This window comes from Catellatospora aurea, assembly GCF_042663325.1.
Classification (GTDB): domain Bacteria; phylum Actinomycetota; class Actinomycetes; order Mycobacteriales; family Micromonosporaceae; genus Catellatospora; species Catellatospora aurea.
In genome coordinates this window covers 19,450-43,575 of the sequence record NZ_JBHTAC010000062.1, presented here as the reverse complement: position 1 = coordinate 43,575, position 24,126 = coordinate 19,450, and the positions used below count along the sequence as shown (strand labels likewise).

The 24,126-nt window shown below is 72.8% G+C and carries 22 protein-coding genes; 8 read left to right on the top strand and 14 right to left on the bottom strand.

Annotation, left to right across the window (positions count from 1 at the left end; all coding sequences use genetic code 11):
• Positions 1-173: 173 nt before the first annotated feature.
• The 3 genes from ACFQO7_RS35035 to ACFQO7_RS35025 all read right to left on the bottom strand — a co-directional run bounded on the left by ACFQO7_RS35035 (position 174) and on the right by ACFQO7_RS35025 (position 1,561).
• Complete coding sequence (locus tag ACFQO7_RS35035) at positions 174-743, bottom strand: dihydrofolate reductase family protein (protein ID WP_376810421.1); 570 nt, start codon at positions 741-743, stop codon at positions 174-176.
• Between the two features lie 149 nt (positions 744-892).
• Entirely contained in the window at positions 893-1,090 is a 198-nt protein-coding gene (locus ACFQO7_RS35030; RefSeq protein WP_376810420.1) for a hypothetical protein, read from the bottom strand.
• Between the two features lie 24 nt (positions 1,091-1,114).
• Positions 1,115-1,561, bottom strand: coding sequence for an anthrone oxygenase family protein (locus ACFQO7_RS35025; RefSeq protein ID WP_376810419.1), 447 nt, complete (start codon positions 1,559-1,561; stop codon positions 1,115-1,117).
• A 91-nt stretch (positions 1,562-1,652) separates the two neighbouring features.
• On the opposite strand from ACFQO7_RS35025, the gene ACFQO7_RS35020 reads away from it, so the two are divergent.
• Complete coding sequence (locus tag ACFQO7_RS35020; protein WP_376810418.1) at positions 1,653-2,231, top strand: TetR/AcrR family transcriptional regulator; 579 nt, start codon at positions 1,653-1,655, stop codon at positions 2,229-2,231.
• A gap of 25 nt (positions 2,232-2,256) precedes the next feature.
• On the opposite strand, the gene ACFQO7_RS35015 is transcribed toward ACFQO7_RS35020, so the two are convergent.
• Together ACFQO7_RS35015 and ACFQO7_RS35010 are read right to left on the bottom strand one after the other, a co-directional pair.
• On the bottom strand, positions 2,257-2,796 hold the full coding sequence (locus ACFQO7_RS35015) for a HutD/Ves family protein (protein WP_376810417.1): 540 nt from the start codon (positions 2,794-2,796) through the stop codon (positions 2,257-2,259).
• Between the two features lie 52 nt (positions 2,797-2,848).
• The gene (locus ACFQO7_RS35010; RefSeq protein WP_376810416.1) at positions 2,849-3,286 is read right to left on the bottom strand and encodes an NADAR family protein; all 438 of its coding nucleotides are present in this window, start codon (positions 3,284-3,286) and stop codon (positions 2,849-2,851) included.
• Positions 3,287-3,663: 377 nt separating this feature from the next.
• Between ACFQO7_RS35010 and ACFQO7_RS35005 the strand changes: the two genes are divergently transcribed.
• Positions 3,664-4,368 carry a LuxR C-terminal-related transcriptional regulator gene (locus ACFQO7_RS35005; protein WP_376810415.1) on the top strand — a complete coding sequence of 235 codons (705 nt, stop codon included), beginning with the start codon at positions 3,664-3,666 and terminating at the stop codon, positions 4,366-4,368.
• 15 nt (positions 4,369-4,383) lie between these two features.
• Here ACFQO7_RS35005 and ACFQO7_RS35000 read toward each other — a convergent pair whose 3' ends face one another.
• Genes ACFQO7_RS35000 through ACFQO7_RS34985 form a run of 4 tightly spaced genes read right to left on the bottom strand, consistent with a single transcriptional unit; the run spans position 4,384 to position 16,383 of the window.
• Complete coding sequence (locus ACFQO7_RS35000) at positions 4,384-5,412, bottom strand: hypothetical protein (RefSeq protein WP_376810414.1); 1,029 nt, start codon at positions 5,410-5,412, stop codon at positions 4,384-4,386.
• A 19-nt stretch (positions 5,413-5,431) separates the two neighbouring features.
• Positions 5,432-15,748 carry a WXG100-like domain-containing protein gene (locus ACFQO7_RS34995; protein ID WP_376810413.1) on the bottom strand — a complete coding sequence of 3,439 codons (10,317 nt, stop codon included), beginning with the start codon at positions 15,746-15,748 and terminating at the stop codon, positions 5,432-5,434.
• A gap of 45 nt (positions 15,749-15,793) precedes the next feature.
• Positions 15,794-16,090, bottom strand: a complete 297-nt coding sequence (locus ACFQO7_RS34990; RefSeq protein WP_360535717.1) for a WXG100 family type VII secretion target — start codon at positions 16,088-16,090, stop codon at positions 15,794-15,796.
• Positions 16,075-16,383, bottom strand: a complete 309-nt coding sequence (locus ACFQO7_RS34985; protein WP_376810412.1) for a hypothetical protein — start codon at positions 16,381-16,383, stop codon at positions 16,075-16,077. The genes ACFQO7_RS34990 and ACFQO7_RS34985 overlap by 16 nt, the downstream gene beginning before the upstream one ends.
• Before the next feature lie 319 nt (positions 16,384-16,702).
• On the opposite strand from ACFQO7_RS34985, the gene ACFQO7_RS34980 reads away from it, so the two are divergent.
• The 5 genes from ACFQO7_RS34980 to ACFQO7_RS34960 all read left to right on the top strand — a co-directional run bounded on the left by ACFQO7_RS34980 (position 16,703) and on the right by ACFQO7_RS34960 (position 20,613).
• Positions 16,703-17,371, top strand: coding sequence for a HEAT repeat domain-containing protein (locus ACFQO7_RS34980; RefSeq protein WP_376810411.1), 669 nt, complete (start codon positions 16,703-16,705; stop codon positions 17,369-17,371).
• Between the two features lie 7 nt (positions 17,372-17,378).
• Complete coding sequence (locus ACFQO7_RS34975; RefSeq protein WP_376810410.1) at positions 17,379-18,398, top strand: MerR family transcriptional regulator; 1,020 nt, start codon at positions 17,379-17,381, stop codon at positions 18,396-18,398.
• Positions 18,399-18,654: 256 nt separating this feature from the next.
• Complete coding sequence (locus tag ACFQO7_RS34970; protein ID WP_376810409.1) at positions 18,655-19,542, top strand: hypothetical protein; 888 nt, start codon at positions 18,655-18,657, stop codon at positions 19,540-19,542.
• 59 nt (positions 19,543-19,601) lie between these two features.
• Complete coding sequence (locus tag ACFQO7_RS34965) at positions 19,602-20,054, top strand: hypothetical protein (protein WP_360535705.1); 453 nt, start codon at positions 19,602-19,604, stop codon at positions 20,052-20,054.
• Between the two features lie 97 nt (positions 20,055-20,151).
• Complete coding sequence (locus ACFQO7_RS34960) at positions 20,152-20,613, top strand: hypothetical protein (protein WP_376810408.1); 462 nt, start codon at positions 20,152-20,154, stop codon at positions 20,611-20,613.
• A 42-nt stretch (positions 20,614-20,655) separates the two neighbouring features.
• Here the strand turns inward: ACFQO7_RS34960 and ACFQO7_RS34955 are convergent, their stop codons facing one another.
• The 5 genes from ACFQO7_RS34955 to ACFQO7_RS34935 form a co-directional block, all read right to left on the bottom strand.
• Positions 20,656-21,048 carry a GntR family transcriptional regulator gene (locus ACFQO7_RS34955; RefSeq protein ID WP_376810407.1) on the bottom strand — a complete coding sequence of 131 codons (393 nt, stop codon included), beginning with the start codon at positions 21,046-21,048 and terminating at the stop codon, positions 20,656-20,658.
• Positions 21,045-21,764: a hypothetical protein gene (locus tag ACFQO7_RS34950; RefSeq protein ID WP_376810406.1), complete on the bottom strand. Its 720-nt coding sequence runs from the start codon at positions 21,762-21,764 to the stop codon at positions 21,045-21,047. Before ACFQO7_RS34950 ends, ACFQO7_RS34955 begins: the two co-directional genes overlap by 4 nt.
• A 79-nt stretch (positions 21,765-21,843) precedes the next feature.
• A complete protein-coding gene (locus ACFQO7_RS34945; RefSeq protein WP_376810405.1) occupies positions 21,844-22,326 on the bottom strand; it encodes a GNAT family N-acetyltransferase in 483 nt (160 codons plus the stop codon).
• The gene (locus tag ACFQO7_RS34940; RefSeq protein WP_376810404.1) at positions 22,323-22,532 is read right to left on the bottom strand and encodes a hypothetical protein; all 210 of its coding nucleotides are present in this window, start codon (positions 22,530-22,532) and stop codon (positions 22,323-22,325) included. The genes ACFQO7_RS34945 and ACFQO7_RS34940 overlap by 4 nt, the downstream gene beginning before the upstream one ends.
• Before the next feature lie 76 nt (positions 22,533-22,608).
• Positions 22,609-23,433, bottom strand: a complete 825-nt coding sequence (locus ACFQO7_RS34935; RefSeq protein WP_376810403.1) for a YunG family protein — start codon at positions 23,431-23,433, stop codon at positions 22,609-22,611.
• A gap of 310 nt (positions 23,434-23,743) precedes the next feature.
• Here ACFQO7_RS34935 and ACFQO7_RS34930 point away from each other — a divergent pair, with 310 nt between their 5' ends.
• The gene (locus ACFQO7_RS34930; protein WP_360535688.1) at positions 23,744-24,118 is read left to right on the top strand and encodes a hypothetical protein; all 375 of its coding nucleotides are present in this window, start codon (positions 23,744-23,746) and stop codon (positions 24,116-24,118) included.
• Positions 24,119-24,126 lie beyond the last annotated feature (8 nt).

The following is a 24,126-nucleotide window of genomic DNA, read 5'->3' as shown; positions in this document are numbered from 1 at the left end:
CAGGTGGCGACATTCGCTGGCCACCAGTGGCGACCTCACGATGGCCGTTGACACGACGGCGATACGGTCAATGCCGTTCGGGACCGGTTTGCTCGAACGGACCTGCTCGGCCCGATCGGAGGCAGGGTTCCGCAAGTCCTGGCGTAGCGGCCAACCGGCCCTCACACATCAGGTCAAGACGTCACTCGCGTGGGCCGGTATCGCAGGGCGGCCACCCCCGATCGGAACTCCTGGCGATCCACGAGCTCGAGCCGGATGCGCTCGCGCAGCCCGGCGAGCAGCGTCGGCCCGTGTCCGGCAAGGACCGGCTGCACCACGAACACGTACTCGTCGATCAGTCCCAGATCCGCCAACGCCAGCGGGAGCGTCACGCCACCGACGAACAGACCCTCGCCCGGCTCCTGCTTGAGCCGCTGAACCGCCTGCCCCAAGTCGCCTTGCAGCAGCTCGGCATTCCAGTCGACCCCGCTCGCCTTGCTCGACACGACGTACTTCTTCGCCTGGTCGATGGCCTCGGCGAACGGGACCTGCCACGCACCCATCCAGTCGGGCCAGGTGCCCGTGGCCGGCCGCCGCCACGCCGATTCCATCATCTCGTAGGTCACCCGGCCGAACAGCAGGGCATCGGCTCGTGCCATCTCCGCGGTCCAGAAGCGCATCGACTCCTCGTCGGGGGCGAGCCCTGCCTCGTGATGGCAGCAGCCGTCGAGCGTGACGTTGATCGAGTATCGAAGGGGTCTCATCCCGTGGCTCTCCCTTGATGCGCGTGGTGCGTTTCGCCGGACCGTCCTCAGACTACTGTCGGTGCCGTTTCTCATCGGCGACGCGCGGCCCGCCCGGCCGCTGGGCTGCGGCAGGGCGGTGCTGCGCCTTGTCCGTTGGTTGGTGACGACTAGACGGGCTGCGGGGCGGGCGATGCCGCGGCGGCACCGGCCGCGCGGGTCTCGCGGATCATCAGCAGGCCGGTGGCCACCATGAGTGTCGCGGTCAGGCCGTGGATGCCGAGCGCGGTGGCCGCCGAGCCGTGGTGGGCCAGCACGTTGGCCATGTCGCCGTACGCGGCGAGCGACTCCACCAGCTTGAGAGACACGGTGTTCCTTCTTGTGGGTCTTGGTCAGACGAGCGCTGCGACGAGCAGGGTGAAGGCGGCGATGATGACGGCGACCCGGACGTAGTGGTAGCGCCCCCATCGGTTCAGCTGCTGCTTCCAGTCGGCGGGCCGGGTCTCGGGGGTCCAGGTCTTGTTCCGGTTGTTGATCGGGACGAGTAGCAGGATCGACATGACCACGCTGACGACGAGCAGGCCGGCCGCGGTGACGACGAGTCCCGCGCTGTGCTGTTGCCGGCCGGCCGCGGCCCAGATCGCGGTGAGCACGAGCGAGCCGATGTACCAGAACGGCATCAGGGCGCCGAGCATCCGGCCGCCGTGGGCGTGGCCGAGCTGGCCGCTGTCCTCGGGGAGTGCGTCCAGAATCCGGTTCATGATGAAGGCGACGGAGAACTCCACCCCCACCATCAGGCCGACGATCACGACGGTGGCGACCGCGAGTGCGTTGAGCACGACTGTTCCCTTCGGAATCTAGCGTTGCTAGCGAATGATGCGACGCTAGCAGTGTCAGTGCTTGATTGTCTAGCGGTGCTAGGATCCGTTCATGTCGGTACAGGACCGTAAGCAGCGTGAGCAGGCGACCCGCGAGCGCCTCATCGTGGCGACCGCCCGTGAGCTCGCCGAACAGCAGGGATGGGATGCGGTCACCACCCGTCGGCTCGCCGAACGCATCGAATACAGCCAACCCGTCCTTTACAGCCACTTCCGCGGCAAGCGGGAGATCATCGGTGCCGTCGCCCTGCAGGGCGCCACCGAGCTAGCCGCGGCGGTGCGGGCCGCGACTGCCGCCGAGGCCGACCCGCGGGCCAAGGTCACCGCCCTGGCCCGCGCCTACCTCGACTTCGCCGCCCGCAACCCGGCGGTGTACGACGCGTTGTTCCAGCTCGACGGCGGTCTGGCGTACGCGCGGGAGGACACCCCGGAACCGCTGAAGGACGCGTTCGCCGCGCTGATGGAGAGCCTGAGCCAGGTCGCCGGGGACGGTGTCGCCCCGGGGCTGTTCACCGAGGTGTTCTGGGCGTCCCTGCACGGCCTGGCGACCCTTACCCGCACGGGCCGCCTGCTGCCCGAGCTCGCCGAGCTGAGGGTGCGGCTGCTGGTGGACCGGCTGGCCGTGGCTTGACGTGCTGCTCCGGCGTCAGGTCCGGCTAGGGCAGGTCGATCAGGGCCACCGTCGTCGCGCCACGCGGGTGCAGCACCGTGTCCGCCGCGCGGTCCACGAGTGCGGCGTCCGGTGTGTGCACCGGACGCCCGTCCACGGCCGCGGACCCGCGTACCACGACGATCGCGGCCGGGCCGGTGACGGTCAGCGGTCCGGTGACGTCGACGACGCGGACCGCACCGCGATCGCCTGCCCGCACGATGAGGTTGAGATCGGTGATCGGCCCACCCGGCAGCGTGCACGAGGTCTGGGCGCCGCCGTCGAACTCGAACGGCTCCAGCGGTCCGACGTCGTGCCCCACACCGTCGACGGTCAGGCGCATGCCCGCGCCGGTGAGAACCGTGATCACGCGCCGGTAGCCCGGGAAGGCCGAGAACGGGCCGTCCGCGACGACATCGGCGATGCTCAGCCGCCACTGGAAGTCGTCGACGCCACGGGGATGGACGAAGATCTCCCGGGTGATGCCGCCGCCGTTGCGCCACGCGACGGCGATACGGTCGACGGCCGGCAGCAGCGTCAGGCCCATGCCGGGCAGCCTATGCCGTTCGGCGGGAGGATGCGGCGAATCGCATCGGTGTTCAGGCACGCAACTGGTTGCGGGTACGCACCAGAATCCGCCCGAGCATGTTCTTTCCCTTCCCGGTCCTGCCGCGACCCCAGTAGTGGTCGGTGGTGGTGTCTTCGACGATCTCCTCGTCACCGGTGGACAGCAGAACGTCCCGGATATCGGCATGGGCGTGGAACTTGGCTGCCACCGCGCGGCGCATCACGTCGTCCTTGACCCGCTCCCAGTCCCTGCGCAGAGGGTCGGACGCGTCACGGCCCAGCTCCGCTGCCCGCAGCGGCGTGTGCGCACGCCGGATGAGATCCGCACGGCGGGTGCCGTTGAACTTCTGCGCCTGGAAGTAGTGCTCCGAGGTCGGCCACCAGACCCCGTCGAGGCGGAAGCCGTGATCGGAGAAGTTCGAGAAGCATCCGTAGGGCACTTCATCAGCACCATAGAAACAGATCGTCATCGGAACCTCGCGGGTGATACGGAACTCGCACCGTGCCAGGCCTGCCCAGCCCTCGCAAACGGTTTTCGCCAGGCCGGTGTCCTTCGGCGCACCCTCGCGCTCGCGGGTGCGGGTATGCGACGTCGGGCGGGGCGAGCCGTGGGCCGGTCGGCCTCTGGCCCGTCGTGGGCCCCAGGCCTACTGGAACGGGACGATGCCGGCCCGGGTCACCGTGCCCGTACGGCCCGGTCGGGCGGCCATTCGAGATGGATGGCTATGTGTAGCGGGGCAACCGTTCACCGGCGCGCCACCCGCGCTTCCGTAGGCCCGCCTACGTTGCTGGCGGAAAGAGCTACGAGCAACCCCCGCTCTGCCGGCCACCGACCTAGGAGAGCCACATGATCACGCATGCCCCGAGCAGTCCGGTGACTCGCGTGCGCGCCCTGATCAGCGACGACAACCTGCTGGTCAGGCTCGGCATACGCGCGGTGCTCGAGGGCAGCGACATGATCTCGGTGATCGGCGAGGCGGGCGACCGGACCGAGACCGTCAGCCGGGCCAGGAGCCTGTCGCCGGACGTCATCGTCGCGGGCCACGGCGCTCTGGCCGCGCAAGGCGATTCCGCGCCCCCGCTGCCGGACCAGGCCCTGGTGCTGGTCGTGTCGCACAGCGAGGAGCGGCACCTGGTCGAGCACGCGTTCCGCAACGGCGCGACCAGCTACCTGATCCACGGGCAGTTCGCGGCGGCCGACCTGGTGGCCGCGGTGGTCGCCACGGCGGACCGGCGGCCGTACCTGTCGCCCGGCGCGGTCGCGGCGATGGTCGAGTCGTTCCGCACCCAGTCCGTTGCGGAGCCGGAGCCGACGCCGGAGCCCGAACCGGAGCCGAGTCCCCGGGCCCGGGTGTCGCGGCGCGAGGCGGAGCTGATGGAGCACATCGTCTGCGGCCGCACCAACCGGGAGATCGCCGCCCGGCTCTACGTCACCGAGAAGACGGTCAAGAACCACATCAACCACATCTACACGAAGCTCGGGGCCCGTAGCCGCGCCGAGGTGATCGCCATCTGGCTCGGTCTGGCCGACCGGGAGACCGCGCCGCGCTGACCCGTACGCCGGGGCTCACGATGCGAGCAGTGCCGCGGTCGCCCGGTGCAGGGCAGCCCCGTCGACGTGGGGGTGCCGGAACCGGTTCGCGCGGATCCAGGCCGTGAGCTCCGGGTCGGGGGCGAGCCGGTGCCGGTCCAGGTAGTACGCGGTCGCCTCGGTCCAGATCCAGCGGCCGTCGGTGCGGAACGTCATCGGCACCACGTCGCCGTGCCGCGGGTCGACGGCGTCGGCCATCAGCGCCCCGGTTGCCAGCAGCGGAACGCCGCCGGCCAGGTAGGCCTGCAGCCTGGCGCGTTCGCCGTCGTCGGGTACGAGGCGATGTGCCGGGTCGAAGTAGGGTCCGTTGGCCGGGTCGGCGCCGTCGTAGACGCGGGCCAGGGTGATCGGCTCGGCGGGGCTCGCCGCCCAGAGCAGTGCGCCGTAGGCCCTGGCGCGGCGTTGGAACGGTGGCAGTGCCATGCCGTCGGTATAGGACTCCACCAGCGGATCGGGCTCCCCGGCGGCCGTGAGCGCCTGCTGCATGGCCAGGGTGACCTGGGGCAGCGCCGTCGGCGGCCCGGCGCTCACCTCGACGACGTACATCCGTTTGGGCCCGGCCCACGGTGTGGCCGCAGTGGGGTAGCGCCACACCCGCCACAGCCCGGCGGTCCGGGGCAGTGACGCGGCCGTGGCCGACGCGGTGAGGTCCAGGGTGTCGAGTTCGCGGATCTCGTCATGCGGGTCGTGGGGGCCGGTGAGGTCCAGTGTCTGCGGCACCCGGTCGCCGTGTGTCGTGAGCAGTCTCGGGCTGACCGGGGCGAGCCCGTACGGCGGTGGGACGTCGTCGTGCACGGGGTCGGCGGCAGTGGTCCCGAGCAGTGCGGCGGCGTCGGCGGGCAACGCGAGTTCCATTGCCGAGACCCAGGTGTCGACCTGCCGGGCGAGTTCGTGGTGCTGTTCGTGGGCGAGCAGTTCGCGGGCCTGGACGAGCAGCCCGTCGGGGATCCGGCCGGACAGCAGCAGCAGTAGGCGGTGCCAGGACGCCGGGTCAGGGGTGGTCAAGGCTGTCTCCGTTCGGTGCTCAGCGGGCCAGTGCGGCCAGCAGCCGGGTCAGGTCGGTCAGGGCCTGCTGCCAGGCGGTCAGTGCCGTGCGGCGGCGGTCGTCGCGGTGGCGTTCGGCCGCGGTGGTGAAAGCTCGCTGCGCCTGTTCGAGTCGGCGGGTGAGTTCGGCGAGGGTGCGGCGGGCCTGGTCGAGGGTGCCCAGGGTCGTGGCGAGCGCCGGGGCGGGCAGCGCGCCGACCAGCGCTCGCGCCTGCCGGTCGAGCGTCTCGGCGGCCCGGCTCAGGGCGAGGACGGCCCGGTTGCGCTGGACGACGGTGCCCGGCATCTGCCCTGTCCAACCGGGCACGGCGCGCACGGCCGTGGTGAGGGCGGCTGCCGCGGTCTCGACGTGTCTGCGGGCGTCGGCCACGGCGTCGAGCGAGGTGGTGACGGCGTCGATGTCGAGGACCGGAGCGGTGAGGGTGTCGTGCAGCTGCCGGCGGGCGGTGTCCCAGTCGGTCAGCCCGGCGGCGAGCCGGTGGGCGGTCTCGTTGAGGCGTGTGGTGGTGGTGCCGGCGGTGCTGAGCCGGGAGCCGCCCAGGTTCGCGGCGTCGTAGTCGCGGATGCGGTCGCGCAGCCCTTGCAGCGTGGTGCCGACTTCGGTGCGGGCGGTGTCGTGACCGGGCGCGGCGGTGGTGAACGCGGTGACCTGAGCTGCCCAGGCGGCTGATGCCCGGCCGGTGGTGTCCTGCTGGGCGGACCGCGCGCCGTCGAGTTCGTCGCGGCGGGTGGTCGCGGTGTCGAGGTCGTCCTGGGTGCGCCGGTAGGCGTCGCGGCTGGCGGTGTCGGCGACGCCGAGCAGGTCGTGGTGGGCCGCCAGCAGCGCGGCGGCGTCGACGGGAGCGGCGGCTGTCATCGCGTCGGTGGCTGCGGTGTGGTCGTTGTCGTGGTCGCGCGCGGCGGCGTCGGCGGCGCGGCGCTGGTCGGCCAGGTCGGTGCCGGTCGCGATGAACCTGTCGGCTTCGGTCTGCGCGGTGGTGGCCTCGGTGATCAGGTCTGCGGCGCGCTGCGGCGGGTGGGTGCCGGGTGGCAGGCCGGTGTTGACCGCACGGGTGACGGAGCCGACCGCTGCCGTGGCTGCCTGCTGGTATGCGGTCAGGGCGGGCTGGACGCCGGCGACGGCGCCCTGGTGGCCGGCCAGGGTTCGGCTGTGCTGCCGGGCCTGGTCGCGCAGCGTGGCGAGGCGGTCGACGGCCGCCTGTGCGGTGTCTCGCAGCCCGCGCAGGGTGGCGTTGGCGGGCTGGCCGGGGTCGAGCCGTGCCGCGGCGTCGCGGACGGCCTGCAGTTGGGTCGGGGCGGCGACGGCGGTGTCCCAGTCCTGGCGGCGGCGGCGCATCTCGGCGGCGTACGCCGCGATCGCGGTGTGGGCGGCGGCGCGCGGTGCGGGCTGGGCGGGGGCCGTCGGGGCGAGCCAGTCGCGGGTGGCGGCGGCTGCCGCGGCGGCGGCGTTGACGGTCTGGCGGGGTGTCGGCCCGCCGGCCGGGTCGGGGCGGTCGAGGTCGGCGGCGGCGCGGTGGCGGGCGTCGAGGTGGTCGCGGTCGGTCCACGCCGCGGCGGGCACGAGCGGGTCGGCGCCTGCCGGAGGGTTGGGCCGGTGGACCATCGCCTGCCGCGCCAGGTCCGGGTCCAGGTGGGCCAGCACGTGGTCGGCGGCGTCGCGCAGGGCCTGGGTGTCGGCCTGCACCCGCAGGACCGGGCCGGCGGGCACGGCCGGGGCGTCGTGCGCGGTGCGGGTGTCCGCGGCGGCGGGGTCGGCGGCGTCGCGGATCCACAGGCCGGAGGCGGTCGCCTCGATTAGGACGCCGGGGTGCGCGGCCAGGGTGAACACCGCGGGGCTGCCCGGCACCGGGGTGAGGCCGTGGCCGGGCAGCGTCCACGTGCCGAGCGGCCGCACGCCCTCCGGAGCGGTCGTGACCGGGGCGTTGTGGTGGGGCGTGTGGCGGATCTCCTCGACGACGGCCGGCCAGCCGGGGTCGCGCGCCGGGTCGGCTCCGGCCTGGACGGTGACGCCGGTGTTCGGGGCGTGGGCCCGCGCGCCGTTGGCCACGACGACCGGCACGCCGGTCGCGGTCGCCAGGGTCGCCGCCTGCGCGGGGGTATGGCCGTCCGCGCGGATCGCCGGCGGCCGCGCGGTGGGCGGCAGCGCGGTGACGAACGCGGCGGCCTGCGCGTCGGTGACCCCGGCGTCGACGACCAGGACCGCGCTGGAGTCCGAGGGCAGGTCGGTGATGTCGCCGACCGGTGGCCCTGCGCCCGGTGCCAGGTGCAGCTGCCCGTTCACGACCGCCAGGTGGGTGCCGGGGTCGACGGCGACGCCGGTGAGGTCTGCGGGGTCGTCGAGGCGTTCGCGCCAGCCGAACATGCCCATCGCGTTCACGTCGCCGGCCCACAGGCGCAGCTGGGCGCCCCAGTCGACGACCACCGACGCCGGGGTCACCGGCAGCTGTCCTTCGACCAGGGGCAGGCGGCCGTCGATGTGGTCGGGTTCGACGTACAGGGCCAGGCCGACGCCGTACACACCGGACCGGTTCTTCTGTTTGATCTTCGTGCCGCCGCTGAGGCCGTCGCCGGACGAGGCGCTGTCGCGGCCGCCGGAACCGGGCGCGACGTCTGCCAGCAGCTCGTTGGGCTGCCAGTCGAATGCCCGGCGGGCGGCGTCGGTGTCCGGCTGGGCCCCGATGACCGCTCCGGAGCGCACGCCTGCGGCGCCGGCGTTGACGTCCACGCCCGACGACCCGGACTCCCGTTCGATCTCGCCGACCTCGTGCTGGGCCTCCTGCTCCACCGTGGTGCTCTGGGACAGCAGCAGCGGTCTGCCGTGCAGCCGGGCGGTGACCTTGAAACCGCCGAGCCGGACGACGAGCCCGGAGTCGTCGAACAGGTCACCCGAACGCAGTTCGCCGTCGAGCATCGTCTGCACCCGCGGCAGCATCGTCTCGCCGCCGGTGATCCGGTCCAGCACGAGGTCGGTGACGTAGTCGGTCAGCAGCCGCGGCGTGCTCGCCCCGGCGGGGGTGAACGCGCGGGTGATGGCGTCGCGCAGCGCCGCGCCCGCGACCACGCCTTCCAGCGAGTACGAGGTGCCGGGCGGCAGGCTCCAGGCCGGTGTGGCGCCGTCCCCGCCGGGGGTGTGCGTGACCGCGGGTGGGGTGTCGCGGGCGGGCGCGGTCTGGCCGATGCCGGTGAGCTTGGTGTCCAGGCCCGCCGGGCGGTCGGTCGAGGTGACCGGCACCGCGAGGGTGACCGCGTTGTGCTGCACGACGGGGGTGCCCGGCCAGACCTGGCGGCGTACGCCGTCGAGGAAGTGGGTGGCTGTGCCGACCGCGACCGTGGCCACGCCGAGTTTCGTGGACACGCGCTGGCGGGTGACGGTCACGGTGTACGTGTGGTCGGCGTCGACGCCGGTCAGCGGCCCGGACTTCTCCACGTAGCCGGACGTGTTGCGGCTGGCGGCCTTCAGCCGTGACCAGTGGCGCACCTTGTTGACCGCCGCGGTGAGGCCCAGCGGCACCGACTGCAGGCCGGTGCCGGCGCCTTCGCCGGTGGTGAGCCGGGAGCCGCCGCCGTAGATCGCGGGAACGCTCAGGCCCATCACCCGCTGGCGGAACCGCTGCCATTTGGTGCCGGTGGCCGCCGAACTGAACAGCGACGCGCGCAGCGCGGCCGGGACCTGCTCGGCGGCCGCGCGGTGGTTGCTCGCGGCCGCCTCGACCACGACCTTGACCTCGTCGCGGTACAGCACGCCGTCGATGGTGAACGTGTCGGACACCCCGCCGTCGTAGAGGCCGTCGACGGTCGGTTTGAGCCGGTGCAGGGTGATCAGGTCAGCGGCCATGTCGGCGGCCCGGCCGCGGATGCGCGCCGGCACGGCCTGCGGCAGCGAGTCGGCGAACCGGTCGCGCAGCGACGGCTGCGGCGGGGTGCCGGCGGGGGCGTTGGCGGGTGGGGGCACCGGGTCGTGCGGCGGCACCGCCCGGTGCACGACGCCCAGGCCCAGCATCCGGGTCAGGAACGGCGGCATCCGGGTCGCGGCCGGCGCCGCCGCGGGCGCGGCCGGAGCGGGCTGCTGGTTGGCGACCGCGACGAGCCTGGCCGCTTCGGTCTCGGTGACCAGGAACAGCAGCGAGTCCGGCGCGGTGACGCGCACGGTCACGTCCGGCATGTGCGACGACGCGATGACGTTGCGCGCGGACAGCCCGCCGGTGAACGTGATGACCAGGTCGGCGAGCATCGCGGTGCTGACCTGGTTCTCCACGACCTCGCGGCGGGCGATGCCGTGCACGTTCTCGGCCTCGGTGCGCTCGCCGTCGCGGCTGCTGTGCCCGACCTGCGGCAGGGCGGTGACCCGGTGCACGCCGCGGGGGTCGGTGGTGCTCGACGGGGCCGCCTCGCTGTTGAGCTGTACGGCGGCCGTGATGTCCAAACCGCTCTCCTTGCGGCGGCCCGATTCGGTCCTGTCGGTGACCTCCGCGGAGTCGTAGATGCTGTAGCCGGTGTTGGCGGTCATCGCGCGCCGGGGGTTGGCCAGCTGTACGGTCATGGTGAGGTCGCCGACGATGTCGGTGAACGTGCCGCCGCGCAGCACCGTCGCCGGACCGCCGCCGCGCTCGTACACGTCGAGCGCGGAGCGGATCGCGTCGGGGGTGAGCCGGTTGCGTACGGCCATCTCGGCGGGCGAGCCCGGCTCGGTCACCGGAGTGGACTGGTAGGTGTAGGTCTGCCCGCTCGTGGACGCCACGCCCGCGGTGCTGCGCCAGCCGCTCCACAGCCGGCCGATGCGCCCGCGCACCGAGCGGGGGCCGGGACCTGGCTGCTCGCGGGTGATCGCTTCGCCCAGCGCGATGTCCGCGGCGGTGAACAGGGCGTCGTCGGCGATGTGCGCGTCGAGGAACTGGTGCGGCCCTTCGATGTGCACGGGCGCGGCCTGGGGCGCGGCCGCGGTGTCGACGATCTCCACCCGGGGCGGGCCGCCGGGTGCCGCGAGCTGGTGCACCTGGTCGAACTCCGGCAGCCCGGCCCGGAATCCGCCGGCCACGGTCAGCGCCGGGCCGGGCAGGGTGACCTGGTGGAACCTGCCGGGTACGGGATTGGCCGGGGCGTTGAGGGTGCGCGGGCGGTCGGCGTACTCGGCGCGGACGGAGAAGGCCAGGTCGGCGGAGTGCGCGCGCAGCGCCCGGTCGACCTTGGTCAGGTGGCCGGTGGCGGGGGCGGTGCCGCCGGACAGCGACCGCTGGTGCCGCCAGGACATGACCGCGCCGAACCGGATGAAGAACGACCGGACCTTGCTGGCGGCGGTGCTCGCCTTGCCGGTGCTCATGCCCAGTTGGGCCTGCGCGCCGGCGCGGGCGCCGAGGCTGACCGAGCGTCCCTCGGTGTGCGCCTGGGCGACCCGGGTCGTCTCCTCGATCTGCGTGCCGGTGATGTGGGCGTCGTCGGCGGTCAGCGGGGAGCTGAGTTCGGCGCTGATCACGATGGAGACGTACTGCGAGGCGCGCATGGTGTCGTGGGTGAGGTCGGCGGGCCGTTCCAGCGAGACCCGGATCCCGGATTCGAGCAGGGTTCGCCAGTTGCCGCGCAGGTGGGACTGGGTGACGGCGTTCTGCAGCGCCTGCAGGTTGCGCAGCCGCGCCCGGTCGGGGGTGACGCCGGGGCGTGGCAGCAGGTCGGGGTCGACGGCGTTGACGGTGCCGACGACCCGGTCCCACAGTCTGGTCCCGTTGTCGGCGGTGGTGCGGATCTCGCGGACGTCGGGCAGCGCCATCGGCTGCCAGGCGCCGATCGCCGGGGGCAGCGGCGAGGCGGGTGCGGTGGCCTGCGCCGGTACGGGTGTGGGCGCGGGTGCGCCCGGGTAGCCCAGGCGGTGGGCGTCCAGCGGTGTCACCCACAGGTAGACGTGTGCCGGACCGGCGCCGATCTGGCGGGCCGGCGAGGCGGTGCGGCCGACGTGGTCGTGGGCATACACCGTCAGCGGCACGCGGTAGAGCAGCATGTCGCCGGTGACTTTGCTCTTGGCTTCGATCTGCGTCGAGAACTCCGTGGAGTTGCTGCTGCCCGAGCCGCGTTCCACGCCGAGCACGCCCGACGCGGCGAAGGTGCCGTAGTTGAGCGGGTCCTGTACGTCCTCGCCGAACGCCACGCCCACTCCGGCGGTTCCCTGCAGCCGCAGCGTGGTGTCGTGGCTGGTGGAGGTGCTGCCGGAGGCGCCGGCCCGGATCGCGGACTCGGCGCGTCCGGGCAGGGTCAGCGGGTTGAACATGAGCACGGGGGTGCCGGCCACGGCGGTGAGCGTCGTGTAGCCGCGCTGGGTGGCCGTGAACGGCCGCTGCCAGGCCGGGGTGTCCTCGCCGCGCCGCGATGTGATCTTGTCGGTGGACAGGCCCGCGGGTGCGGCTCCGTTGGCGGGCGCATGCTGACTTGGCGGCACGATCAGCCCGTGGCGGTTCAGGCCCAGGGTGTCCGCTCGGGCCAGGTCGGCCAGGGCGGCGCGGTGGTCGCTGCCGGGTTTGCGGAAGCCCGGCGGGATCTGGCCGTGGTTGACGAGGGAGTCGAACAGGTCGCCGGGCACCGAGGTGGTCTCCAGCACCGCGTTGGGCGGCAGCGTCCAGCCCCGCTGCGGCGACTGCGGCTGCTGGTTACCCGCCGCGGGCACCGCGTTCAGGGCGGTCATCGCGTTCAGCGCGGACACCGTCACCTGCAGATTCCCGCCGCCGGGCAGCGTCTGGGTGGCGTGGCCGCGCCGGGTGACCTCCACGGTCACCGCCGCCGTGGTTTGCCACGCCTGCGCCTGGGCCGCTGCGGTGCCGGCGGCCGGTGCGGTGATCTCCTCGTTGGTGCGCAGCCGCGTCTGCGCGGACTGGCTCAGCACGGTGGTGCTGGTGCCCTGCACCGACACCGAGCCCAGCGGGACGACCCGCACGGCCGGGATCGGCGCGTCGGACACGCCCACCGCCGAGTAGCCGACCGCGGCGGTGAGGCTGCCGGCGCTGCTCTCGCTGCGGGTGTTGTCGACGGCGGTGCGCTGCGGCGTACGCCGGTCGGGGCTGTTGCCCGCCGACACCTGCGCCGCCGAGGCGTCCGAGCCCAGCAGGGGAGCCGAGCGTGACTGCGCGCCCGCCGCCGCGGTCAGGCGCACCCCGATCGCGTCGCGGCCCGTGCCCAGGGTGATCCGCAATCCCGAGCCGTCGAACAGCGACCTGCCGCGTTCGGTGAGCACGGTGTCCGGCAGCTGGGCGGCGACGGCGTCGGTGAGCTGCTGCTGGTTCCAGCCCCGTGGCGCCAGGGCGGTCAGCTGGGCCGCGATGTGCGCGCGCAGGACGCCGCGGGTGTCGACGACATCGTGGATCGGCACGTTCTGCCCGCCGATGATGCCCGGTACTCGCAGCAGCACGGGGGTGTTCTGCGCGGGGCCGAACGTGCCGACGGGGGAGACCCACTGGTGCCAGCTCACCGCACCGGCAGGCTGCGGGACGGCCTGCGGGGTCGACTCCGGGGGCAGGACCGCGGCGTCGTCGGTCACGTCGATCGCGTCCGCGGTGGCCGGGTCGAGCGTCCCGCCGAGGTCCTCCATGCGTACGCCGCCCGAGCCGTCGGGCGTGTGGCGCACGAAACGGCCGTCGGGCGCGCCGCCCGGACCCAGCCGGGGCCGCAGCCGGCCGGACGGGTCCACGGTCGCGGCGATCGCCCGCGACCACGAGGGCGCGCCCGGACCGACAGCGGTCCACACGGGAGTGGTCGCCCCCACCACCGGGCGGTCCAGCGCCACGGCCAGTGCCCCGGCGAAGGCCCCGGCGGTGGGCGCGGTGTTGCAGCTGATCAGCTCGATCGCACTGCCCAGCGTGCCCGGTGGCAGCGCGGACAGCACCTGCGCGAACTGCTGCGCCGTCAGCAGGCTGTCGCCCACGCGGACCAAGCCGCCTTGGGCGTGCACCAGGACACGGGTCGAACCCTTGCCCGTCGGCACCCATCGTGCGGCGTTCACGTCGGCACCGCCGTACGGCCCGGGGAACAGCACCTTGCCGTTCTCGATCACCGCGAGCGCGGCCAGCGCGGTGGCAGCCTGCGCGGTCAGCGCCGTCCCGTCGACGATCGCGTCCGTGTCCACGGCGGCGTTCGTGGCGGTGATGTCCAGCAGGGCCGTGCCGTCGGCGTCGGTCGTCACCTGGTCCGCGCGCAGCGGCACGTGCAGCACGCCGGTGTCGCCGGTGGCGAAGTAGAGCCCGAACAGGTCGGCGCGCACCAGGGAGGCGTCCGGGCTGCCCGGGGTCGGCGATGACGGCGGCAGCGGGCTCCACCGGCCGTCGGTGGTGACCAGGACACGCTCGGCCGGGTGGGCGAAGCCGCCGGGCACCGTGTGCCAGCCGTCGGCCGGCACGGTCCGCTCGCGTACGACGACGGTGCGCTCGCCGCCGGCGGGCTTGCCGTCGCGGGCGGCAGCGGGCCGGGGTGCCGGCCCACCCCTGCCGAGCAGGCCGCCTTGACCCGGAGCGAGCACGGTCGGTGTGGCGGTGAACATGTCGGCTGACGCGGCCGGTGGGGTCGTCGGAGTGGGTGCCGGGGTGATCACGGCAGTGTCCGAACCAGTCTGTGGTGTGTGGTCGGTGTCCGCCGGGCTGCCGGTCTGCGCCGCGGTGTGTGGCACCGGCGCTCCCTCCGACGACGTCTCGGCGTGTTGCGCCGGGCCGTCGGACATGGCGGTGACCGGCGCGAACGGGCCGGGTTCGATGCCGATGACCGGCGGGTGAACAGCCGTCGTGTCCGTCGCCGGTGCCGTCGGCGACGGTGATGTGCCCGGCGATGCCGACACGGTTGTCCCAGGCGGTGCCGTGGACCCCGTTGTTGCAGCGGACCCGGAAGACGCGGTGGATCCGGAAGACTCGGCGGATCCGGAAGACGCGGTGGACCCGGAAGACGCGGTGGATGTGGGTGGCGTGGGCGGGCTGGTGACGGTGAGGCCGCTGGTCGGCGGTGAGGCCGGCGCGGAGCCCGGACGCGGCGAGGTGGCGGGCAGGGCGGCGGCGGCCGACCCCGGCCGGGTCTGCGGCGACGTGCTCTCGCCGACCGTGCCGGGGACCGGGCTGAAGGAGCCCGACAGGTGGAAGTCGCCGTCGAGGCGGCCGCTGCCCCTGACCTCGCCCACGATCATGTCGTTGCGGGTGCCGAGCCGCGACCTGTCGAAGGCCCCGTCGAAGTTGCCCTGGAACGCCGTCGAACCCGTGAACGTCGTCTTCTGCGGCGGTGCGCCCGGCGGGTTCATCGTGCCGGTGAAGGTGATGTTGCCGATGAACGTTTTCGGGTCGGGGAAGATCCCGGTGAACGTGAAGTCGCCGTCGGCGAGCGCCGGGCCGGTGAACCGGTCGGGGCCGGGGTCGAAGTCGAAGGGGTGGCCGTCCAGGCCCGGGATGTCGAGGTCACCGACGCCGCTGTCGAGGTCCGCGCCGGCCGAGTTGCGGCTGTTGCGGTGACCGATCCAGTCCAGTACGCCTTCGACGGCACCGGCCGACGCCGACGCCCACTCGTCCTCCTTCTGCTCGCGCCGCCCGGTGAGGATCAGGTCGGCCAGCGCCTCGGTGCTCCACTCGTGCAGCGCGCCGATGCCGGCGAATCCGACGATCGAGGTGACGAACTTCTGCCCGAAGATCCTGCCGAAGCCGCTGGACAGGATCGGTCCGAGCACGCCGCCCACCGCTCCGGCCAGGGCCGCGCCGCCGGTGCGCTTGGTGTCCCACTTGTCGCGGGTGCCGGTGATGAACAGCTGGGTGAACTGGATCGCCACGTCCAGGCCGACCTGCAGCACGATGCCGAACAGGATCGAGGTGATCAGCCGCCGGAAGAACGTCGCCGACATGTAGCGCCCGAACGTGATCAGGGCGGAGATCCAGCCGGACGCCCACGCCGACGTCGGCGGGAACGACACCCACGGCAGCAGCATGACGATCTGCACGGTCAGGATGAACAGCTGCCCGATGATCGACGCCTTCGTGTACTCGACGTTGGTGCCCGCGCCGTCGGCGAACCGCGACAGTTTGCCCGCCGCCCCGACCAGCTCGCGCAGGCTCCCGCCGTCGACGAGTTCGGCCAGCCGGCCGCGTACGGCGACGGCGGCGTCGCCCTCCCAGCCGCCGCTCTGCACCACCCGGGTGAGTTCGGCCAGCTCGGTCTCGATGGCGGCCATGTTGGTCTCGAACGTCGCCCACGCCTGGGCGATCTCCCAGAGCTGGTCCTCGTCGGCCTGCGGCCAGGACTCACCGGTGACGACCAGGAAGAACCTGCTCACCCATTCCGGCACGTGCATGCCCATGGGTCACCCCCGGCCCGGCGGCGCTGCGATCATGCGACGCCGCGATCAGGTGTTGTGGTGCTCGACCGAGCCGAACGATCTGTGGGTCGTCCGGACGTGCTCGCCCATGTCGTTCAGGAGCCGGGCGAGGTTCTTCGTCCCTTCGAGGACTTCGTCGTGGCCGGGCCGGTATTCCGCGACGAACTTGCGCGCGAACTCGTCGTCGCGGCCCCACGCGTTCGGCGTCGTGCCCAGCCCGCGCTCCAGGTCCTGCCGGTAACGGTCGACCTGGCCTGCCGCCATGAGCAGGCGGTGCCCGACGCCGTCCACGGTGTTCCCGTCGACCGTCAGCTGCTGGGCCATCGGCCGTCCTCCGTCCGGTTCACAGCGCCGGCGGCGATCCGGCCGGCGCGGTCGCGGAGCCCGGACAGCGCCGCCGAGACCTGTTCGGCGCCGTTCAGGACCGAATCGCAGGCCGGGTCGTAGCCGTGCGCCGACCACGCGGCGATCTCGTCGGAGCCGCCCCAGCAGCCGTCGGCCGTGGCCAGGCCCGAGCGCAGCGCGGCGTGCGCGTCCTGCACCAGCTGCGCCAACAGCAGCAGCCGGTGCGACACCTCGAAGGCGTCCTGGTCAGCCTGCGACTGCGCCTGTGTCATCTCCCTGCACCCCCTGGTCGGCTGAAGCGTCCGGCGTCGCAGTGGCCGATCACCGTGGGCAGTGCCGCCCGACCGACCGCTTCGAAGCTGAAGGTAGCCAGGTCGACCGGTTCGGCTAAGGCCCAAAGACACCCGGCGTGCCGCGCCGGTCACGCACCGCCGACCGTGGGCCTGGGAACTCATCCAGCCCCCTGACGAGGCGATATGTGTAAGGGCCCCCGTGGTGGCGGACGGCTCCGGCCTGGTCCTCCCGGCCTCGCCCACTCGCTTGACCTTGACACGGTGACAAGGTCTTGACTGCGGTGCAGGAGGTGGCCGCATGACCACGCAGGAGCAGGACAAGACCATGACACAGGCGCTCAGGGCCCTGGAGCACCGTGACCCTTCGGTCCGGCTGCGGGCGGCGCTGGCCGTCGGCACGACCCCGGACCCGCGGACCGTCGCCGCGCTCGTCGAGCGGTGCGCCGTCGAACCCGAGTTCTACGTACGCGAGATGCTCACCTGGGCGCTGACCCGCCAGCCGACGGCGACGACGGTCCCGGACCTGGTCGGCGAGCTGCGCTCCGAGCTGCCGCAGGCGCGCAGCCAGGCCCTGCACACGCTGTCCAAGATCGGGGACCGGCAGGCGTGGCCGGCGATCACCCAGGCGCTGCTGACCGACCCCGACGACACGGTCGCGCAGGCCGCCTGGCGGGCAGCCGTCGTGCTGGCGCCCGAGGGGGCACAATCCGAGTTGGCAGCCGTCCTGGCGACACAGCTCGGGCGCGGGGGGCGGGAGACGCAGTTGAGCCTGAGCCGGGCGCTGATCGCGCTCGGTGAGGTGATCATGCCGATCCTGGACGCCGCGGCCGAGCACCGCGACCCTGCCGTACGCGAGCACGCGCTGGCCACGCACCGGCTGTGGCTCGACCCGGACGCCGGCTTCCAGCTCGCGGTCGAGCAGGCCAAACGTGTCGCGGCCCTGGGCAGGGCTGCCGAGGAAGGATGATCACCCGATGCTGATCGGTGAGGTGGCCCGCAGGTCCGGGGTCAGCGCCCGCATGCTCCGCCACTACGACTCGCTCGGCCTCGTGCGGCCGACCGGGCGCAGCGGCACCGGCTACCGGGAGTACTCCGACGACGACATCCGGCGGATCTTCCACATCGAGAGCCTGCGCTCGCTCGGACTGTCGCTGCGTGAGGTCGGGCGAGCCCTCGACGACCCCGACTTCACGCCCTCGAGCCTGGTCGACGACCTCATCGGCCAGACCGTCGAGCGCATCGCCACCGAGACGGAACTGCTCACCCGGCTGCGCCGGATCGGCGCGGCAGAACCCGGCGACTGGGCGGACGTCCTGCAGATCGTCGCGCTGCTGCAGGCGCTGGGCTCCGACAGCGCCGGCAGGCGCCAGCGCGCCGCGCTGTCGACGGCGCCGGCGGACCGCACGCCGGTCGAGGCACTGGTCGAGGCGGTGCTGAGCGAAGCCGACCCGAACGTCGCCGGAGCCCTGCGCTGGGCTCTGGCACGTTCGGGTGACGACGGGCTGGCGCTGCTGGCACCGGGCCTGCAAGCGGCGCAAGCCGAGGTACGCGAGCGTGCCGTGCACGCCATCGTCGCCATCGGCACCGAAACGGCGCACACACTGCTGCACCAAGCGCTCACCAACGCCGACATCGTGGTCCGCAGGCGCGCCGCCCTGGCCCTCGGTCCGCACGGCGTGGCCGACACGATCCCGACACTCATCGACATGGTCGTGGCAGAGGCCAACGACGTCGAGGCGGCCGACGCCCTGGGCGCGGTGGCACGCGACCCCGCGTGCGCGGACCGGATCGCCGCCGGACTCGTCGCCCACCTCGACTCCGCAGCCGCGGACTCGTCGGCGCGCCGGCGGCTGACCCAGGCGCTCGCGGACATCCCGGGCGACACCGCCTCCCGGGCCCTGGCCGAGCTGGCCAAGGACGAGGACCGCGGCGTCGCGTTGACCGCCGCGTACATCATCCAACTGCGCGACGCCGGCTCGCAGGGCCGAGGCTGAGATCAGTGCTGCGGCGTCGACGCATACCGAACGAGCCCACACCCGCGACCTGACCGCGGCGGCCAGCAGCTCCGCGGCTCAACCCCGTCCGGTCCTGTCCGGTCTGTCGACCCGGCCGAACCCTGTCACCAGCGCCGACGCTTGAGCGGTCCGGAGCACGTCGGTGACGGCCCGGCGCACCTCGACGCGGCGGCAGGCTGCCCGTGCAGGTCGCCCCGTCCCGGGTCGGCGACCGCGATGGGTACGGGGAGCTGTGATGTCGAAGCCGTGGCGTTGGATCGCGTCAGCCGCCGCCGCGGTCGCGCTCGCAGGGGTCGTCGCGGCGACCTCGCAGGGCGCGGCCGCGCCTGTCCCGGCCGCCACGCCGCCGGGCAGCGAGGCCGATCTGCTCCATGACGCGGAGCAGATCCTGATCGGCCGCTGCCTGGCCGAGCGTGGCTTCTCGTACTGGCCGCAGCCCCGCGACCCGGTGCCGGAGCTGCGCGATTTTCCGTACGTCGTCGACGACGTAGGCTGGGCCCGCCGGTACGGCTACGGCAGCGTGCTGCAGCGCCGCTTCGACGAGCCGGACCCGGACGATCCCTACATCCGTTACCTGCGCGGGCTGTCGCAGGATCGGCGCGCCTCGTTCCTGCTGGCGCTGAACGGGAAGCCGGGCGGGGCCGGCGACCTGGTCGCGAAGCTGCCCAACGGGATGGAGGTCAAGCGCAGCGACACCAGCTGCGTGTCCCTGGCCGAGCAGCGCCTGTACGGCGATGTGCGGGCCTGGTACCAGGCCAAGCGGGTCACCGACGGCCTGGCCGGGGCGCGGGCCGGTCTGGTGCTGGCCGACCCGGCGTACGCCGACGCCGTCCGTGCCTGGAGCGGCTGCATGCGCGCCGCTGGATTCCCTTATGACACCCCGGACGACGCCCGGGCCGCGGTTGCCGACGGCACCGCGCCCGGTGCGTTCGACCGTGAGGTGGAGATCGCCGTGGCCGAGGCGACCTGCGCCGTCGACACCGGCATGGCGGCGACCGTCGCGTCCCTGGACCGGCGTTACGCCGCGGTCGTCACGAACGACCACCAGGTTGCCGTGGACACCAGGGCACGGCTGCAGGCCGCGGCGCTGCCCCTGGCCCGCGAGATAGTCCGGGCCGGCTGACCGCCCCATGGATTCCGCGGCTGACCGGCCGCGGTGCACCACACACGAGGGAGAAGACCATGCGTCTGCTCTACAAGGGGTTGATCGCGACCGGTGCCATGCTCATGGCACTGCTGCTGACCCCGGTGGCCGCCCAGGCGGGCGGCACGCCGTACTGCCAGACCTCCGACGGCAGGGGCTGCCTGAACGCCTGGGAGCTGGACCGGACCAACGGCTACCAGTGCTCCTGGTTCAACTCCGACAGCAACTGGGGTGACGACTGCGTCAACGCGCACCTGCCCGGCGGGTTCCGCAACCAGGCCTCGTCGCTGGAGAACGTGACCGCGAACAACAACTACGCCCGGTTGTACTACCACCCCGGCTACACCGGCGCGTGGGCGTGCATCGGACCCGGCGAGTACTGGAACGACCTCTACTACTGGTGGTTCAACCACGGCTCGGGACTCGACGGCTACCAGACGCGGATCAACAACGAGATCGCCGGCTTCAAGTGGTCGAAGTCCTGCGGCTGAACCGACCGGGGGCGGCGCCGCAGGGGGGCGCCGCCCCCGACCCTGCGCGGACAGCGGCCGACCGGTCGCGGTGCACGAGACTTGGGGAGACAACCACATGCGCAAGATCTACAATGTACTGCTCGCGACCGGTGTCATCGTCGTGTCGCTGCTGCTGAGTCCCGCGGCCGCCCAGGCGGGCAGCGGACACACCTGGTGCTCGTCGGCCGACGGCACCGGCTGCCTGTGGGCCTGGGACAGGCCGTACGCCGACCCGTACGGCGTGCAGTGCGCCTGGTTCAACTCCGACGCCAACTGGGGTGACGACTGCGTCTTCGAGGAGACGCCCGGTGGTATGCGCAACCAGGCGTCGTCGCTGGTGAACGGCACCTCACGCAACAACTACGCCCGGTTGTACTACCACCCCGACCACACCGGCGCGTGGGCGTGCATCGGCCCCGGCGAGTACTGGGACAACCTCTACAACTGGTGGTTCAACCACGGCTCGGGACTCGGCGGCTACCAGACCCGCATCGACGACGAGATCGCCTCCTTCAAGTGGTCGACGTCCTGCGGCTGATCCCACGACAGGTGGCGGCGCCGGACCGGACGCCGCCACCGGTCAACCGGCCCGGCGCTCGTCCGCGGCCGACCAGTTCCGGGCGACGGCGGCGAGGGCTTCGTCGACGGTGAGCCCGAGCTGCTTGGCGGCCTGGACGTACTGGCGGGCCAGGGTTTCCCCGCGATCCTCGTGCGGTTGCCGGTCCGGTCCGGCCACGACGGTTCCGGCGGCGCGGCGGGTGCGGACCAGCCCGGCGGACTCCAGCTCCTGATATGCCCGCGCCACGGTCCCGGCGGACAGGCCGAGGTCGGCGGCGAGTTGCCGGATGGGCGGCAGCCGGTGGCCGGTGGGCAGGACACCGGTGTTGACGAGGTCGGCGATCTGCCGGCGGATCTGCTCGTACGGCGGCGTGTACAGGTCGGTGTCGACCGCGATCTCGGGCAGCCGGCTCATGCCCGCACCTTGCGGCCGAACAGCAGCACCGAGACGAGGTAGACCCAGAAGACGACCAGCCCGACCGCGGCCAGGGAGGCCACGGTCAGGGCCGAGTCCATCCCAGGGTGCCGGTCGAAGCAGCGGATGGTCATGGCTCCGTGGACGGCGGCGAGGGCGACCCCGGCCAGCGGCGTCAGCACGGCTATCCCGTACCCACTGATGATCACCTCGGCGGCGCGGCGGCGGGCCCCGTCGTCGCCGGCGAAACGCGGCCGGCGGGCGACCGCCTGCAGTGCGGCGGCGGCCAGCGCGAGGCAGGCACCGGTCGCGACGAGGATCGGGATCGAGTAGTAGCTGCCGGGCCAGGGCGTGTTCGTCTGCAGCTGGTCGCCGCACCGGTTGGTGATCGCACGTCCGGCCCGGCCCAGGTCGTCGGCGACGCCGACCGCGGTGGTGGTGGTGAGCAGCGCGACGAGCAGGACGGTGCCGAGAGCCGCCACCCACGTCGGGTAGACGGGCAGGTAGTCCCGGATGCGGCGCACCGTCAACGAGGCCGAGCGGTGCCCGGTCGCGGCGGGTCGGGGAGCGAACCGCTCGGCTGCCAGCGCGGTCAGCAGCAGGACCACCGCGAAGGCGGGCCCGGCCAGGGCGTAGCCACGACCCAGTGGCAGGTGGACGGCGGTCTGCCAGGCGACGGCGACGCCCAGGGCGATGCCGGCAAGGCGAAGCAGCATGGCAGCTCCTTGTATCGAGGGGTCGGTACAAGCGTAGGGCTTGTGTCAACCCCTCGATACAAGCGGAGTGTTCCCGGCCTCAGGTCCGCGGTCGGTCGGCCGCCTGGAGCCGGAACCGCAGGAAGCGCCGGCCTTCGATGCTGGTCTGTCCATCGGGGACGAAGCCGAGCCGCGTGACACCGTGCCCGCCGCGGCGGGTCGGCGGCAGCAGGATCGTCACCGCGTCGAACCCGAACGTGCCGAACGCTTCGTCCAGGACCCGGGCGCAGATCGCCTGGCCGTGGCCCCAGAACCGCGGATGCAGCACCAGGGCCAGGTCGACGTCGGCGTCCTCGGGCTGCAGGCCGCCCCAACCGGCGAACTCGCCGTCAACGAGGAAGGCCCACGGGCCGTAGCCGTGCTCGCGCCACAGGGCCTCCTTGGCGGCCACGAACGCCCTGCACTCTGCGTGGCCGAATGCGCCGTCCGCGAGCGGCATGTGCCGGCGGACCCGCGGGTCGCCCATCAGCCCGATCAGGTGGGCCGGGTCGATCTCGGTGAGGCGGGCCAGGCGCAGGTTCATCGCCGTCCGCCGCGGCGGTCGGCGGAAACGGCGGCGAGGACCCCGTCGACGACCTTGCGGACCGCTGCGGTGTCGGGCGGGGTGCCGGTGCGGTCGGCGTAGAGCAGGTGCGCCGATCCGATCAGCATGGCCGCGAGCGTGTCCGGGTCGGCGTCGGCGGTGATCCGGCCGATCTCCTGCTCCGCGCGCAGGTACGTGCCGATCATCGTCGCGGCTTCGACGCGCTCGGTGGCAGCGTTGTCATCGGATACAGCACCGTCGCGGTCACCGCGGTCCGGGTGCTCACCCGGTTCGGGTGAGCAGGCGCGACAGCACGGCCGCGGCTGTCGGGGTCAGGTCCAGCTTGGTGACCTCCGAGAGCTTGACGAACTCCGCGGCCTGCCCCTCGCCGATGACGATGGCGTCGGACGGCACCACGTCGCATCGGGCCACGTAGGCGCGCACGTCGACGCCTGACGTGCCTTCGGCGAGGTCTGGACGCATGTCCTGCCAGATGAGCTGGAACTCCGCGTCGACGACCAGCCCGGTCTCCTCCGCCAGTTCGCGTCGAGCAGCCTGTTCGTGGTCCTCGCCCGCCTCGACATGTCCGCCGACCAGACCCCATTGCCCCGGCTCGGCGCGGGCATGGCGATCACGAAGCTGCAGCAGGACCGCCCCAGTGGGGTCGACGAGCAGGACCACCGCGATCCGCACCGGCGGCCCGGCCGGTGTCGGCAGGGGCGCACCCTCGTCACGGTGCAGGCCTGAGCGCACCCGGTGCCGGAGGAGTTCGTACTGTCCGCGACACCGGTTCGGCGAGCCGGCCGGGCGGACCACGTCCACGCCGCCGGTGACGGTCTCGCCCGGGCGGAATTGATCTCGGGTGAGGTCGACCTCGGTGCCGTCGGGCAGGCGATTCCAGTAGTGGTACCCGCGCCGCACTCCGCCCTCGAACACCTCGCCGAGCACCAGTTCGCCACCGAGCAGGTCATGGACGACCAGGGCGGTGACCCCGCACTGGCCACGGCTCGGGTTCTCCGGCCGCCAGTCGGCGAGGTCGATGGGATCGCAGGTGTCGGGCCCCCAGGCGTTGCGCACGACGGGCCGCAGCCGTGACAAGGTCAGCATCGCGCCATCATGCCGTCTACGGCTGACATCGTCACTGGCAGCGACGCACCGGCAGCGAAGAGTTGGCCGACGCGCCACCTGTGGGGCGTGTCCTACACCGTCGTGGCGCGGTTCCTACTGCGAAGCGGTGCAGGCGTGCGTGACGGTCTGGGTCCACGCCGAGTTGACGGGCGGCGTCGGCGTAGCCGTCGACCACCGATACCCGCGCCCCGGCCGGAACCCACACCAGTACCTCCTTGATCGACATCGTTGTATCGACAGGGTTCTAGTGTGGAGGCACCGTTGTAGGCAGACGAACGCTGGGGTGGTCATGGATCCGGTATCGCTGGTCGTCACGGCCCTGGAAGAGGGCGCTAAGGCAGGGCTTGCCGGTACGGCGACGAAACTGATTGCCGATGCGTACGACACGCTCAAGGGCCTGGTAGTCAAGCTGCTGCACCGCAACGGCGCCGGCGAGGACACCAGCCGCGCTCTGGTTGAGCAGACCAACGGCACCGCCGCTGACAGCCAGGCAGCGCTCACCGCGCAGCTGACCGCGGCGGGTGTCGACGATCCGACACTGCAGGCCGCCCAGCAGCTCTTGGACCTGCTCCGCGCGTCCGGGACCAAGTACAGCATCAATGCTCCCGACGCCAAGGGCCTGCTCATCGGCGACCACAGCACGCAGCACAACACCTTCAACTGATCGCCGGC

Excerpts from the sequence above, each read along its gene's own strand:
- ACFQO7_RS35005 (WP_376810415.1), top strand. The coding sequence starts at position 3,664 with ATGATCACGCATGCCCCGAGCAGTCCGGTGACTCGCGTGCGCGCCCTG.
- ACFQO7_RS34940 (WP_376810404.1), bottom strand. The coding sequence starts at position 22,532 with ATGATCGGCACGTACCTGCGCGCGGAGCAGGAGATCGGCCGGATCACC.
- ACFQO7_RS34995 (WP_376810413.1), bottom strand. The coding sequence starts at position 15,748 with ATGGGCATGCACGTGCCGGAATGGGTGAGCAGGTTCTTCCTGGTCGTC.
- ACFQO7_RS34930 (WP_360535688.1), top strand. The coding sequence starts at position 23,744 with ATGGATCCGGTATCGCTGGTCGTCACGGCCCTGGAAGAGGGCGCTAAG.
- ACFQO7_RS34960 (WP_376810408.1), top strand. The coding sequence starts at position 20,152 with ATGCGCAAGATCTACAATGTACTGCTCGCGACCGGTGTCATCGTCGTG.
- ACFQO7_RS34945 (WP_376810405.1), bottom strand. The coding sequence starts at position 22,326 with ATGAACCTGCGCCTGGCCCGCCTCACCGAGATCGACCCGGCCCACCTG.
- ACFQO7_RS35035 (WP_376810421.1), bottom strand. The coding sequence starts at position 743 with ATGAGACCCCTTCGATACTCGATCAACGTCACGCTCGACGGCTGCTGC.
- ACFQO7_RS34935 (WP_376810403.1), bottom strand. The coding sequence starts at position 23,433 with ATGCTGACCTTGTCACGGCTGCGGCCCGTCGTGCGCAACGCCTGGGGG.
- ACFQO7_RS34965 (WP_360535705.1), top strand. The coding sequence starts at position 19,602 with ATGCGTCTGCTCTACAAGGGGTTGATCGCGACCGGTGCCATGCTCATG.
- ACFQO7_RS35010 (WP_376810416.1), bottom strand. The coding sequence starts at position 3,286 with ATGACGATCTGTTTCTATGGTGCTGATGAAGTGCCCTACGGATGCTTC.
- ACFQO7_RS35020 (WP_376810418.1), top strand. The coding sequence starts at position 1,653 with ATGTCGGTACAGGACCGTAAGCAGCGTGAGCAGGCGACCCGCGAGCGC.
- ACFQO7_RS34985 (WP_376810412.1), bottom strand. The coding sequence starts at position 16,383 with ATGACACAGGCGCAGTCGCAGGCTGACCAGGACGCCTTCGAGGTGTCG.
- ACFQO7_RS34980 (WP_376810411.1), top strand. The coding sequence starts at position 16,703 with ATGACCACGCAGGAGCAGGACAAGACCATGACACAGGCGCTCAGGGCC.
- ACFQO7_RS35015 (WP_376810417.1), bottom strand. The coding sequence starts at position 2,796 with ATGGGCCTGACGCTGCTGCCGGCCGTCGACCGTATCGCCGTCGCGTGG.
- ACFQO7_RS34950 (WP_376810406.1), bottom strand. The coding sequence starts at position 21,764 with ATGCTGCTTCGCCTTGCCGGCATCGCCCTGGGCGTCGCCGTCGCCTGG.
- ACFQO7_RS34955 (WP_376810407.1), bottom strand. The coding sequence starts at position 21,048 with ATGAGCCGGCTGCCCGAGATCGCGGTCGACACCGACCTGTACACGCCG.
- ACFQO7_RS34970 (WP_376810409.1), top strand. The coding sequence starts at position 18,655 with ATGTCGAAGCCGTGGCGTTGGATCGCGTCAGCCGCCGCCGCGGTCGCG.
- ACFQO7_RS34975 (WP_376810410.1), top strand. The coding sequence starts at position 17,379 with ATGCTGATCGGTGAGGTGGCCCGCAGGTCCGGGGTCAGCGCCCGCATG.
- ACFQO7_RS34990 (WP_360535717.1), bottom strand. The coding sequence starts at position 16,090 with ATGGCCCAGCAGCTGACGGTCGACGGGAACACCGTGGACGGCGTCGGG.